Source organism: Bacillus sp. BS1807G30, from assembly GCF_040047675.1.
GTDB classification, from domain to species: Bacteria; Bacillota; Bacilli; order Bacillales; family Bacillaceae; genus Bacillus; species Bacillus altitudinis.
Map to the genome: position 1 here is coordinate 2,957,508 of NZ_CP157353.1, position 13,820 is coordinate 2,971,327.

Consider the following 13,820-nt stretch of genomic DNA (forward strand, 5'->3'; position numbering starts at 1 on the left):
GAATTCCTTCTCTACTTACAGAAGGAGGACGTTTAGCACTCTTCCATTTGAAGAGTGCTTTTCCTCATTTGGAACGAAACACGTCTGCACTTCGTTCATATTCAACATCTGCTTCACCAAGCCGATGATTCACAATACGGGCTGCAGCAAATAAATAGTCGGATAGACGGTTCACATATGTGAGCGTAACTGCTGGAATCTCCTCCTGCTTTGCGAGTGTCACAATATGCCGCTCAGCTCTCCTGACGACTGTTCGCGCCACATGTAAGAGGGCAGCGCCTTCCTGGCCGCCAGGTAAAATAAATTTAGTCAGCGGTGCGGCTTCTTCTACATACACGTCCATTCGCTTTTCAAGGACTGTCACAGATTCTTCTGTTAACTTGCCTTCTTTCGGTGGTTTCACCGCTGCTAAATCACCGCCGCAGTCAAACAGTTCATGCTGAATGACCATCAGTTCAGACAGAATATCTTGAAACAATTCGCCATGCTGCCTCAAGTTTGCCTGGGCAAGTCCAATCAAACTATTCGCCTCATCTAATGTACCGTATGCTTCTACTCTTGCGTCATCTTTATCAGCCCGCCCGCCAATCAAGCCTGTTTGACCTTGATCTCCGGTTTTTGTATAAAGTTTCATTGAGGTTCCCCCTTATCCATTGCTTGTTCCTTTTAGTATACCCTGAAGTGAACAGGATGTATTTGTTTTACTAAAACCACTGTGATTTATATATAAAATCTGAATCCCTAAACAAAAAAGTGAACCAACCGGTTCACTTTTTCATGGCATTCAATGTATGAAGAAGATGCTTCACTTTCAGTCTGACTCTTTCATGTAAATGAGCAGTATGCTCCTTTTCTTCTGCATTGGCAGCAGCGATACAAAGATGATGTACCTGGATACTTGTCTCTTGTTTAATGAAGTGCGTCAGCTCGCCCATCAGCTGGACAGACGCACCATCTGATATCGTTCCTTTCAGCACAAGCCAAACGGACAGCTCTCCTTCTTGATGCATCCCATAAAGAAGGACATCTTCATCATCATCTTCAGCGGCGTATTGCTTCGGCCCATCAGATTGACCAAGAAATAAGTACCCTTCCTCATCATCCAGCATGTCATGGAGTGCTTCAGTTCCCGTTCCAAGGGACCGTGTCCAAAAGAAACCCCCGCTTTTCTCATGTGATGAAAGGATGCGCAATGGCTGATGAGTAGAAAATGTCATTCCGTTTGCGCCATATGTTTTCCACCCATCCGCTAAGTTCAGCCTTGAATGTTCAGAGATGGACGCAGGTTCAATTACCAGCTGAGGGTTTGCCCGCAGTGGATGTTGGAGAGGTGTTACATTTGTTTCATACACCCGGTTCACCCGTTCGGTGGTCAACACATGATGCGGTTCTCCCAGCATGTCCGTCTTTCCTTCATTCAGCAAAAGCAGACTGTCACAATACAAACTGGCAATGTTCACATCATGAAACACACCGATCACCGTTAAGTTAGAGGAAACCGTCTCTTGTTTAATCAAATCGAGTAACTCTTTTTGATAAGCTAAATCAAGAAAACTCGTTGGTTCATCCAGCAATAAATAGTCAGGGCACTGAGCCAGCGCTTGAGCTAAGTAAACCCGCTGCTGTTCTCCACCGCTTAACTCATGGATGGATTGATCTTTAAATTGAGCAATATCTGTTTGGTCCATCACCTTGCTGACAATCTCGATATCTGCTTTCGTAACAGATTGCAGCCAACCTTTCTGATAAGGATAACGCCCAAACTGGACCGTTTCTTCCACTGTAAATGAAAAGGCTTGATCGGTCTTCTGGGGAAGAACCGCCAATTTTTGCGCAAGTGCCTTTGGCCGGTAGGATTGAACTGGATGGCCATCTAGTGTTACTTGGCCGCTCTCAGGTGCTAAAATACCTGCGATCATTTTAAGCAGTGTCGTCTTACCGCTCCCATTTGGACCAAGGATGCCGAGGAATTCCCCTCGCTCCACTTCAAAACTCACGCCGTGAATGACCTCTTTTTCTCCATATCCTCCTCTAACTTCCTTCACTTGAATCATAGATGCGTCCCTCCTCTATATCTGCGAATGAGGATGATGCCAAAGACAGGTGCACCAATTAACGCTGTAATGATGCCAATAGGCAATTCAGTCGGTTCAATGATCGTACGGGAGAGCACATCTGCTAAAACGAGAAAGGAAGCACCATTCAGCATCGACAAAGGCAGCAAATGACGATGATCCGTAATGGATAAAAGACGGATAAAATGCGGAATCACCAGTCCTACAAATCCGATCGTTCCTGACACAGCCACCGCACTTCCAGTCAGAATCGAACCAGCAAGCAACACCACATATTTGCTCCGTTTCACATGAACCCCTAACAGTTTTGCCTTTTCTTCGCCATATGTCATCACATTTAAATCTCTTCCCATCAAGATCAATGCAAATGTACCAATGAGGAAAAAAGGAAGGAAAAGAGCAATATATCGCCAGCCTCTCATAGACACACTGCCTAGAAGCCAATGAATAATCTCTTTTAAATCATCACCTGTTAACGCAATCATTAATGAAATGAGCGCTCCTAAAAAAGAGCTAAAGATGACCCCCGTCAAAATTAAAGAAGAAATGCTCATTCCTCGGTGAACCAGACGGGCAAAAAAGAGGACGAGACATAGTGTGACAAGCGCTGTTGTCATACTCAAAAAAGGCAGTGTAAAACTGCCGAGCAAAGGAAACTGCAAACTGAAAAACAATGTGGCTACAGCCCCCACAGATGCCCCTTGAGATACCCCAAGTGTATAAGGGTCAGCGAGAGGATTTTTTAATAAACCTTGAAAGGCTGCACCAGATAACGCCAGAGCTGCTCCGACTAACGCCGCTAATATCACTCTCGGCAGCCGGATATTCATCATAATATTGCGGTCAATTGCATCAATGGTTCCGACCTGGATTCCAAATACTTCATGAACAAAGATCCGAAGTATAGAAGGAATGGGAATCCCTAAACTACCAAATGAGATTCCCATTCCAATGCTCACCACAAGAAGTAAAACACTTGCTGTGTATGCGATGATGATTTTATTTGAACGTGTCAGGATAAATACTTTTCGCAAGAGCCTCCACTCCTTCAACCAATCGCGGTCCCGGTCGTGATGCCAGATCCGTATTCAATTGAAAGACTTGTTTTTCTTTGACTGCTTTGATCGCCTTCCAGCCGTCTCTTTTTTTCAGATCAGCTAAGCTTGCGCCATCAATCGTAACAATAGCATCAGGATTTCGTTTAATAATTGATTCTTCCGTCATTTGCACCCAGCCTGTTTGGTCGCCAGCAGCATTTTTTGCATGAATGACAGACAACATTTCGTCCATAAACGTTTGTTTACCTGTTGTATAAATTTCAGGCGCACCTGATACTTCGACAAAAACTGTTTTTTGTTTGTCTTTGGAGACGGATTCTGCTTGTTTTTTGATGTCATTCAGTTTTGATTTCATCTCATCTACAAGCTTCGTTGATGCCTCTTTTACGCCGGTTGCTTCACCAATCATATGGATAGACTTATAAACATCTTTGAAGGAAGCCGCATCATTGACAGTCAGCACTTGAATACCTGCATCTTCAAGCTGTTTAAATCCGTCTTTTGAGCTCATTTGTGATGCATGTGCTAAGACAAGATCAGGCTTTAAGGAAATAACCTTCTCTACATTGAAATCAAGACCGCCAATCTTCTCTACCTTTTCTACTTCCTTTGGATAGTTGTCAAAATCTGATCTACCCACGATTTTATTTCCAAGGCCAAGGGCATAGGCAACCTCTGTATTACTTGGAATTAACGAAACAATTCGTTTAGGCTGTTCTTTGATTTCAACTGTTTTACCAGCTGCATCTTTAATGGATACAGGAAATGCGGCAGCCGCTGTCTCTTTAGGCTTTGAACTGTTTGTTTTTTGGTCCGTTTCCGCACCTGCACACCCTGCTAAAACACCGATCACAAGTAACAATGATAGCCAAATACCAGTTAACTTCTTCATCAATAAACCCCCTGCTTTATGTACTGATTGACGTCATCTCTTTCGTCAATTCTTTTCTAATTTCGGGAATATTATACTACAGAGCAGATAGGTTGTATATGTGACGGCCAATACGTTTTTTTGCCCTTATAAAAGAAAAACAGCCTTTGACGTGGCTGTTTTCACTTCCGCTATTGGTTCATATGTTCACCATTAATGACAACTTTCTGAAATGAAGGAGATACTGCATGTTCTAATGAAAGAGGGTACGTGACATCGTCAATGACACAGTCTTTCATTTTAAAGTGTGTGACCGGGGAATGTGAGTATGCGGCGATCTTGACACCATATCGCCCTCCGCTGCTTTTTAGCCCTTCTACTTCAATATGACGGACTACAGGCCTATGCGGACCGGCATCCCCTTCCTCATACATCATGTCGATACAGACCACCTCATGCTTTAAGCTTTTCACTAGATTGTTTTTAAAATAGATGTGTTCAATGGTACCGCCCCTGACAGAGTTGGTCTTAATGCGCAATGCCCTGTCGAGGTTCGGACTGTCCATGACATTATCCTCTGCATATACATACTTGACGCCTCCAGAGATTTCACTCCCGATCGTTACTCCGCCATGACCATCACGCATCGTATTTCTACGAATGACGATGTTTTCAGATGGAACACCGATTCTCCGGCCGTCCTCATTTCTGCCCGATTTAATGGCAATACAATCATCGCCATTATCAAAATAACAATCTTCAATGAGCACATGTCGGCACGACTCTGGATTCACACCATCTGTATTTGGGCCATGACCGATGATATTCACACCGCGGACGATGACGTTTTCACTTAACACCGGATGGACTTGCCACATCGGTGAATCCTTTACTGTTACTCCTTCAATGAGAATGTTTTGGCAATTGTATGGCTGGATAAAGCTTGATCTTAAATAATGTCCTTCACCAAACACTCTTTCTTCCACTGGTATTCTTTTTTCAGCCATTTCAAAAAGAAGCTGACGATCCCGATCTTGAGAGGGTTGACCATTTGTTCCATACTTCCAAGGCCACCAGTGGTGTTCATCCCCTCTCCCGTCCAGCGTGCCTGCTCCTGTAATCGCGATGTTTTCTGCATGATGGGCATAAATAAGTGGTGAATAATTATAAAGCTCAATTCCTTCATATCTTGTTAGAACAAGCGGGAGATAATCACGTGTATCTTGGCTGAAGCTCACATAGGCGTTTTCATGAAGATGAAGCTCTACATTGCTTTTCAATTCTAGAGCGCCTGTCAAAAATGTCCCTTCAGGAATCAGCACACGCCCTCCTTTCAAACGATGTGCATCATCAATGGCAGACTGAATAGCATTTGTCGAAAGCTCTATCCCTTTGTTATCTGCACCATAATGAATGACATTGAATTCACGATCTGGGAACTTTGGCGCTTTTATCTGCTTTAACACATGATCTATACCATCTGTTTCTTTGTCTTTTTTCCCTTGCTTTGCTAAACGTGCGAGTCCAATTCCTGTTAGTACTGTTCCTGCTGTCACATACATCAAATTCCGTTTTTTAGACATTTCCTCATCCCCCAGACGCCTTAAAGTGTCACACCTGTTTTAAAAATAGCCAACTCTCTAAAATTGTTTTTTTCATGATTTAACAGCTTTCCACTCGCCACATCAATCACCGTGGCAATGAACTTCTCTAGCACCACATCTTCTGATACATCCTCAAGCAATTCCCCCGCATTAAAGTCTATCCAATGTTTTTTTGTTTCATATAACGCGGTATTGGTCGATACCTTCATCGTTGGAACAAATGTGCCAAACGGTGTGCCTCTGCCTGTTGTAAAGAGGACGAGCTGACAGCCAGACGCTGCGAGAGCAGATGAAGCAACCAAATCATTCCCAGGCGCACTTAATAAATTCAATCCTTTTCGTTTTAGCAGCTCCCCGTATGTTAAAACATCCTTTATAACGGAAGTACCCGCTTTTTGTGTACAGCCGAGAGATTTATCTTCTAATGTCGAAATTCCTCCTGCTTTATTTCCCGGGGAAGGATTTTCATATACTGGCTGTCGATGATCCATAAAGTATTGTTTAAAATCATTGATCATCTGCACAATATTGTCGAATGTCGCTTTTGATTCCGCTCTCTCCATTAAGATCGTTTCAGCCCCGAACATTTCCGGTACTTCTGTTAAGACGGTGGTTCCGCCTTGAGCCACAATAAAATCGGACAGTCTACCTAAAAGTGGATTTGCGGTAATGCCTGAAAACCCATCTGATCCTCCGCATTTCAAGCCAATTTTCAGCTCAGATAACGGAATGTCTTCACGCTGATCTTCTTTCGCTGCGTCATAAATTTCCTTGAGCAAAGCGACACCTGTCTCAATCTCATCCCCTACTTCTTGGCTTCTTAAAAATTTCACCCTCGTCTGGTCATACTCCCCTAATGTAGCCTGAAAATCCTCAATGTCATTGTTTTCACAGCCAAGCCCTAGAACGAGAACCCCTCCAGCATTTGGGTGCTTTACGGCATTTTGAAGAATGGTTTTTGTGTTTTCATGATCATCCCCAAGTTGGGAGCATCCATAATTGTGCTTTAATACTAACGCCGTTTCAAAAGGATGGATGCTTCCCCCCATTTCAGCGGTAAATATTTGAATGATTTGATCGGCAATGCCATTGACACACCCAACTGTTGGGACAATCCAAAGCTCATTTCGTATACCACTTGCGCCATTTTTCCGTTTATACCCTTTGAATGTCAGATTCGTTTTTTCATAGGGGTTTTCTGTTAAAGAAGGGCGGTATTCGTAATCGAGCTTACCTGATAGATTCGTTTTGATATTGTGCGTATGCACCCATTCTCCAGCAGAAATCTTAGTGGCTGCATGACCAATGGGGTAGCCATATTTGATGATATTCTCTTTTTCTTTGATCTCAGCCAATGCAAATTTATGACCTTTAGCAACGGTTTCTTTTAAAATGATTGTATGACCTTGGTGCTGAAGCTCTTCGCCTTGCTCAAGCACTTTTAAAGCGATACCAACATTATCTGAAGGATGAATCACAACAAAGTCTCTCATGCCTTCTCCCCCTGACTTTCATATTGAAGAATTTGGTGAACAGCAGCTCTCATGCCATTTTCATGTATGAAGGTGAGCTGCTCGGCTACTGCATCCTTCAGCCCTGCGATCTTCGTCAAATCCATCCCCCATAAAACTTCGTTTGAAAGAAGTCGATCGACCATTGATTCATAGGAATGGTCCACTTCCTCCCATGCTTCCTTCATGAATGTCATCACAGACTCATCATCCTTTATTTGATCTGCATGGACTTGATAAAAATAAATCAAACTGCTCAGTGAGAACATAAGTTTCGTAGGCAACTGTTTTTTTAGCTCTATATAATCTAGAAGAGACGGGAGAATACGCGCCCGAAATTTCGATACACCATTTAAGGCAATATCAAGTAATTGATGTTTGACAAAAGGGTTGCAGAATCGATCCCACACGGATTGTGTATAAAGAAGCAGCTCTTCTTCAGGAAGTGGCAAACCTGGCAGTACTTCCTCCTCAAGCATGCGGCGAATGAACACACCAACATGCTCATCATCCACCGCTTTTTTGACAGTATCCAAGCCAGATGAATATGCAATCGGCACCATCGCTGTATGCGCACCGTTTAAAATGCGAACCTTGCTCATACGATAGGGAGCGATATCTTCCACAAAAAGTACGTTTAACCCTGCTTCTTGAAAAGGAAGCTCTTTTTGAACAAACGCAGGTGCTTCAATGACAAACAGGTGATAATATTCTGCTGTGACAAGCAATTCATCGATATACCCCTCTTCTTTTTGAACAGTCTCCGCTGCTTCCTGAGAAAATCCTGGGACAATTCGATCAACTAACGTATTACAGAACGTGTTGGCTTCCTTGACCCAAGCCACAAAATCAGGCGGAAGATTCCACTTAGCTGCCATTGTGATCACATATTCTCTTAATCGATCACCGTTTTGTTCAATCAATTCACAAGGTAAAATGATCAAGCCCTTTTTCTCATCTCCAGAAAAAGCTTTAAAGCGGTGATACAAGAAGGCTGTCAGCTTTCCTGGAAAACTTGCTTGCGGCCGATCTTCTAATCGGTCCTCTTTTCTTAACACAAGTCCTGCCTCTGTTGTATTAGAAAAGACAAAGCGCACATCAGGACTTTCCGCTACATGTAAAAAGACTTCATAATCTGTATATGTGCTGATTCCCCTGCTGATGGATTGAATGACGATCCGTTCGTTCATTTCTTTTTGGTCATGAAATCCTTGAATACATAAAGTGTACAAACCATCTTGTTCATTTAGAGCAGTCACTGATCCTTTTCGAGGAGGAACAACCACTGCTCTTCCTTTAAAATCTGTACAGTCGTTTAGCTTCTGGATCTGCCAATTCATAAATCCTCGCATAAAGTTCCCTTCGCCAATTTGTAGAATGGTTTCAGGATATTCAGCCACTGGGTACACATCTTTGGATAATCGTCTCAAACGCTTTTCCTCCCCGTATTTTTTGCACACGTGAACATTTTCATTTAAAAGATGCTGATTACTGCACCTTTTTTACTGAATCTCTAATCATCAGCTCTGTGTGGACATACACTTTTTCCAGATGATCGTCTTCTTGCTTTTCACCGTTGATGACTGAAAGGATAGCTTCTGCTCCAAGCGCACACATTTTTTCAATTGGCTTTTTGACTGTTGTAAGGGCAGGCGTTGTATAAGATGAAAATGAAATATCATCAAAACCAATAATAGAGAGATCATCAGGACACCTTTTACCTTTTGCAAACAATGCATTCATCGCACCAATCGCCATGTCATCGTTTGAGCAAAAAAGGGCAGTTGGCGGATCATCAAGAGTGAGTAAGGCTTCCATTGATTCATAGCCGCTCTTCATATGATAGTCGCCTGTGATCATGTATTCTTTCTTCATGGGTACATGATGGTCAATGAGTGCTTGCAAAAAACCAGCTTTTCTTTCTTGTGTGGATTTAAATCCCTTTTTCCCTTCAATAATGGCAATTTGTTTATGCCCCTGCTGAATGAAAAAGTGTGCAGCTTGGTATGCCCCTTCACCATCATCCGCTAATATATTCATCACTTGATTACTTTCTACACGGCGATTCAGTACAATAATGGGAATGCCCTGTTTTTTCACATGATGGATAAACGCTTCATCATGCTCGCTTTGGCTCATGAGCAAAATACCATCATACCGCTGTTTATGAATGGTTGTGTAATCATGAAAATCGTCAATTCCTCTTACAACCAAATGATAGTTTTCTGTTATCACACTGTTGACGCCTTTTAAGGCATCAACAAAGAAACTTGAGGATGTGCCTTCTGTTAAACTCGTAAAAAACAGACCAATTGTAAATGATTTTTGCGAGACAAGGCCTCTGGCATGGACATTCGGTGAGTAATTCAGCTGTTTTGCAATCGACAATATGTTTTGTTTTGTTTTCTCTTTAATAAAAGGACTGTTATTCAAAGCCCTTGATACTGTGGTATGAGAAACGTTTGCCAATTTTGCTATATCTTTGATTGTGACTGTCATGCTATTCCGCCTTTTATGATTTTTTATCATCTTATCATAAAAACGCTTTCATATTCTTGCTTTTTGTTCATATCATCTTGCTTTTATGCGGTAGCTCATTTGCCCGTTCAAATTGAAAATACTGCTTTGCATTTTCATAGCTGATTCCTTTTACCATTCCCCCTAGCAAATTGAGATCATTAGGCGCTTCTCCTTTTTCCACCCAATCTCCAATGATGTCACATAGCAGTCTACGGAAATATTCATGTCTTGTGTAAGACAGGAAGCTTCGTGAATCTGTCAGCATCCCAATAAATCGGCTGATCAGTCCGATACTGGAGAGTGCCATCATCTGCTCTGTCATTCCCTGCTTTGTATCATTAAACCACCAGGCTGTTCCATGCTGCATTTTCCCAGGAGTCTTTCCATCTTGAAAACTTCCAGCTATCGTTGAAATCACCACATTGTCCCTTGGATTCAAGGAATAGAGGATGGTTTTTGGCAATGCATGTGCTTGTTCTAACCGATCTAATACGCAGCAAAGAGGTTTTGCAATGTCTTCATCATTCATTGCATCATATCCGGTATCTGGTCCAAGTCGCTCAAACATTTTCGAATTGTTGTTTCTGAGCGCATTGATATGAAGCTGCATCGCCCATCCCCGCTGTCCATATGCCTGACCTAGTTCAATGAATGTGTGCGTTTTAAATTGAACCTTCTCCTTTTCCGTCAATGGATGCCCAGACATCCTTTTATGAAAAATGATCGCAGCTTCTTCTTCCGTCGTGTCTTCGTACGTCATTTCATTGATGGCATGATCTGAGATCAAACAACCCTGTTCATGAAAGAAATCGATTCGCATATGAAGTGCTTTTATGAAGAGTTGATAGGATTCGATCTGGATAGATGAAACCTCCGCCAGCTGATGAACATACTCGATAAACAAGTCATTTGTGATATCTAATGCCTTATCTGGCCGAAACCCTGGCAGCACTTGCACAGAAAAGCCTTCTTCCCGCAGTTGTTGGTGATAAATCAGCGAATCAACCGGATCGTCTGTCGTCACAACCGTTTCAACATTTGATTTCACAATGAAATCTCTCGCACCAAATCCGTCTCCTTGCAACTTTTCATTTACTTTTTTCCAGATGATGTCTGCGCTTTCTTCATTCAAAAGTTCTTCGACATCAAAATATCGTCTTAGCTCTAGATGGGTCCAGTGATAGAGAGGATTTCCAATCGTCATCGGAACAGTTTTCGCCCATGCTAAAAATTTCTCATAATCTGAGGCATCCCCTGTGATATGTGTTTCAGGTATCCCATTTGCTCTCATGGCTCGCCATTTGTAATGATCTCCGTAAAGCCATGCTTCGGTTATATTTTGGAACGTTTTATTTTCATAGATTTCTTTTGGACTTAAATGACAATGGTAATCAATAATCGGAAGGTTCTTTGCAAACTCATGGTATAGTTTTTCTGCCGTTTGACTGTTTAATAAAAACTGTTCATCTAAAAAGGCTTTCATCAAACTCCCCCATCTCTTATAATGATGAAAATCAATTTGTTCACGTTAACAATTTTATTGTAATCGTTTACAAAATCGATTTCAATCCTAAAACAAGAAAAAACGATTTCCTTTAGAAAAGAAAATCGTTTTTTGGCTATTTTACAGATGGTGTTTTCTTTAGGATAATCGCAATAGTTGTTCCTTGACCTAATTCACTTTCTACTTGAATATCGCCATCGTGCAGTAAGACAAGCTCTTTTGCAATCGCAAGTCCTAATCCTGTTCCATTTGTTGGATCATTCGTATTTGTCCCTCTATAGTAACGATTAAATAAATGATCCACCGTTTCTTGCGCCATTCCGCGTCCGTTATCTTTCATTTCGATCCGAACTTCATCATTTGTTTCAGATAGAACAGCTTGAATAAGAGTACCTTTCTGGTTATGCTTCACTGCGTTCGCCAGCAGGTTCTCAATGACTCGTCTAAACCAGGCTTTATCGATCTCAAACATGACACCCTCTGTTTGGTCTTCAAAGGATGACATATAATCTTCAGAAAGCGTGCTTCTTGAAAACTCGTCCATAATGGAGGCTAAAAATTCACCAAGCTCAACAGGTTTTCGATTAATAGGCAATGCACCATTTTTCAATCGATACGTGAGGTTTAAATCCTCAATCAAGGTCGACATGTATTCTGATTTCTCACGAATGACTTGTCCCATTTCCATGACTTCTTCCTTGGACCATTGGTATTGATCTGATTCTAGCATTAATCCATAGCCGTAAATCGTGCTAAGAGGCGTTTTTAGATCATGAGACAGCCCTGCGATCCATTCTTCCCTTGTGGTTTGAATTTTTCTTCGGTTTGCTTCATTCTCTTTTAACGTATTGGTGAGCTGATCCATTGTTTTGAGGATATCCTCAAACAGCCGGTACTCCCGCTTAATACGGCCCTTTTTATTTTTACTTACTGGAATACCTTTTCTATTTGTTGGCTCCTGCAATTTATTTCTTGATAAGAAAATCAGCCAGCGGATAATGTGATAGATCGGTAGCCCATAGCGATACGAGTACCATAATGTCATAACGATAATAATCGTAAGCGCAAGACCTGCAATCAAAAGCGTTGTATATTGGTTTAAAGCCTCTGTCTCTTTATCATAAAGCTCGTCTGGGCTGTATACTTTGTTTGGCACCGAAACAATCATATACAGATCTTTATTCACTCTGATATAAGACAGGTCACTTCTAAACTCCCAAGGCTTCGATTGATACTTGAGCAGTTCAACATCCGTTACGTTATTTTTCAAATTACTTTTGGCTCGGATACCTTTTAAGTATTTTCCTTCTTCATTAAACAGATGCACCGATCCATTCATTCTTTTCAAAAATTCTCTTGTTTCAACTGAATATTGAGACAATGCAGCCAGATTTTTCTCATGCTGCTTGAGATAATTGGCTACCTTTGTACTGTTCGTTTTAAATCCATATAAGACGATAAAGCTTTCTTGATCAATCTCAATTGGCCAAAAGTACATCTTGTAATCTTTAAATTGCCTTTTTTCAAAGATCTTGATCATTTCATCCTTTTGATAAGATGTTGGAATGTTTTTAGGGAGTTGATAGCTATAGACGTTGTGTTTTTTGGAATCAATCACTTGCAGCCAGCCATCACGTTTTTTCACTGCTTGTTTGAGCTGATCATCGGCTTCCATTTTTCCATCCTCGTTAAAATAAAGCCAGCTCATGAGTGTATCTCCATCTGCCTTCGTTAAACCAGTTTCAGTCATATTCTCATAGCGTTTTTGAAAATAAAGATTTTCAGAGAATGTTTGTCCGATCGTCAGAATAACGATGACAATAAACATTTGTCCGACAAAGTGAAAGAAAAGTTTTGTTCGTAAATTCATAAACTATTGAAGAACCTTCACAGGCTGTGGAACGAACTTATAGCCCATACCACGGATCGTCACAATATATTCAGGCTGACTTGGATCTAACTCTATTTTTTCTCTCAGCTTTCGGATATGAACCATGACGGTGTTGTTGTCACCATATGACGGAACACCCCATACTTTCTCATAGATTTGATCTTTTGAAAGTACCACATTCGGATGGTCACAAAAATACTTCAGCAAGGACAAAAGCTGCGCTGAGCAAGCCGTCACCTTTCCCCTTACTTTCAATTCGGCTGCATGAGGATGGTACGAGAAATGAGCATATTCATATTGACTGTGAGCTTCTTCCTGCTCCTCCTGTAAGGAGATATAAGTTCGGTTTAAGTGCGCCTTAATTCTAGCTACTAGCTCTAACGGATTAAATGGCTTTGTGATGTAATCGTCTGCACCTTGTGCAAATCCAGTCAATTTGTCTACATCAGACGTTCTTGCTGTTAAATAGAAAATCGGTGCCTTCGTCATTTTCCTGATGTCAGGCAGAACATCAAAGCCAGACTTACCGGGCATCATCACATCTAGAAGTAAGAGGTGGATGTCCTCGTTTTTGACAATATCTAATGCTTCATCTGCATGATAGGCTTTATAAATATGTTGAAACCCTTCTTTTTTTAATACGCGTTCAACCATTTTTACAATTGCTTCTTCGTCATCTGCAATCAATATTTTTGCTGTTTCCACGCATCTCTTTCCTTTCTAGCTATGATCTCTAACCGTATATTACCATTGTCCAAAGTAAAAAAGTACCTCTTTTCTACATAA

The 13,820-nt window shown here is 41.5% G+C and carries 11 protein-coding genes; all 11 read right to left on the reverse strand.

What is annotated here, in order from left to right; all coding sequences use genetic code 11:
• Positions 1-64: 64 nt before the first annotated feature.
• Positions 65-634, reverse strand: coding sequence for a cob(I)yrinic acid a,c-diamide adenosyltransferase (locus ABG082_RS15365; RefSeq protein WP_272511108.1), 570 nt, complete (start codon positions 632-634; stop codon positions 65-67).
• A gap of 133 nt (positions 635-767) precedes the next feature.
• Positions 768-2,054, reverse strand: a complete 1,287-nt coding sequence (locus ABG082_RS15370) for a heme ABC transporter ATP-binding protein (protein WP_202734227.1) — start codon at positions 2,052-2,054, stop codon at positions 768-770.
• On the reverse strand, positions 2,051-3,109 hold the full coding sequence (locus ABG082_RS15375; protein ID WP_348936227.1) for an iron ABC transporter permease: 1,059 nt from the start codon (positions 3,107-3,109) through the stop codon (positions 2,051-2,053). Before ABG082_RS15375 ends, ABG082_RS15370 begins: the two co-directional genes overlap by 4 nt.
• Positions 3,075-4,025 carry an ABC transporter substrate-binding protein gene (locus ABG082_RS15380; RefSeq protein WP_348936228.1) on the reverse strand — a complete coding sequence of 317 codons (951 nt, stop codon included), beginning with the start codon at positions 4,023-4,025 and terminating at the stop codon, positions 3,075-3,077. Before ABG082_RS15380 ends, ABG082_RS15375 begins: the two co-directional genes overlap by 35 nt.
• Before the next feature lie 170 nt (positions 4,026-4,195).
• Positions 4,196-5,587 (reverse strand): glycoside hydrolase family 28 protein, encoded by a 1,392-nt coding sequence (locus ABG082_RS15385; RefSeq protein WP_048003207.1) that lies wholly within the window; start codon positions 5,585-5,587, stop codon positions 4,196-4,198.
• Positions 5,588-5,607: 20 nt separating this feature from the next.
• On the reverse strand, positions 5,608-7,101 hold the full coding sequence (locus ABG082_RS15390; protein WP_048003208.1) for an altronate dehydratase family protein: 1,494 nt from the start codon (positions 7,099-7,101) through the stop codon (positions 5,608-5,610).
• The gene (locus ABG082_RS15395; RefSeq protein ID WP_348936229.1) at positions 7,098-8,549 is read right to left on the reverse strand and encodes a tagaturonate reductase; all 1,452 of its coding nucleotides are present in this window, start codon (positions 8,547-8,549) and stop codon (positions 7,098-7,100) included. The genes ABG082_RS15390 and ABG082_RS15395 overlap by 4 nt, the downstream gene beginning before the upstream one ends.
• A 58-nt stretch (positions 8,550-8,607) precedes the next feature.
• Positions 8,608-9,618, reverse strand: a complete 1,011-nt coding sequence (locus ABG082_RS15400; RefSeq protein ID WP_336297113.1) for a LacI family DNA-binding transcriptional regulator — start codon at positions 9,616-9,618, stop codon at positions 8,608-8,610.
• 67 nt (positions 9,619-9,685) lie between these two features.
• Positions 9,686-11,122 (reverse strand): glucuronate isomerase, encoded by a 1,437-nt coding sequence (uxaC, locus tag ABG082_RS15405; protein ID WP_348936230.1) that lies wholly within the window; start codon positions 11,120-11,122, stop codon positions 9,686-9,688.
• Between the two features lie 136 nt (positions 11,123-11,258).
• Positions 11,259-13,013, reverse strand: a complete 1,755-nt coding sequence (locus tag ABG082_RS15410) for a HAMP domain-containing sensor histidine kinase (protein WP_113746993.1) — start codon at positions 13,011-13,013, stop codon at positions 11,259-11,261.
• 3 nt (positions 13,014-13,016) lie between these two features.
• On the reverse strand, positions 13,017-13,739 hold the full coding sequence (locus ABG082_RS15415; protein ID WP_057079089.1) for a response regulator transcription factor: 723 nt from the start codon (positions 13,737-13,739) through the stop codon (positions 13,017-13,019).
• Positions 13,740-13,820 lie beyond the last annotated feature (81 nt).

Coding starts and splice junctions, on each gene's coding strand:
- ABG082_RS15365 (WP_272511108.1), bottom strand. CDS start 634: ATGAAACTTTATACAAAAACCGGAGATCAAGGTCAAACAGGCTTGATT.
- ABG082_RS15370 (WP_202734227.1), bottom strand. CDS start 2,054: ATGATTCAAGTGAAGGAAGTTAGAGGAGGATATGGAGAAAAAGAGGTC.
- ABG082_RS15380 (WP_348936228.1), bottom strand. CDS start 4,025: ATGAAGAAGTTAACTGGTATTTGGCTATCATTGTTACTTGTGATCGGT.
- ABG082_RS15385 (WP_048003207.1), bottom strand. CDS start 5,587: ATGTCTAAAAAACGGAATTTGATGTATGTGACAGCAGGAACAGTACTA.
- ABG082_RS15390 (WP_048003208.1), bottom strand. CDS start 7,101: ATGAGAGACTTTGTTGTGATTCATCCTTCAGATAATGTTGGTATCGCT.
- ABG082_RS15400 (WP_336297113.1), bottom strand. CDS start 9,618: ATGACAGTCACAATCAAAGATATAGCAAAATTGGCAAACGTTTCTCAT.
- uxaC (WP_348936230.1), bottom strand. CDS start 11,122: ATGAAAGCCTTTTTAGATGAACAGTTTTTATTAAACAGTCAAACGGCA.
- ABG082_RS15410 (WP_113746993.1), bottom strand. CDS start 13,013: ATGAATTTACGAACAAAACTTTTCTTTCACTTTGTCGGACAAATGTTT.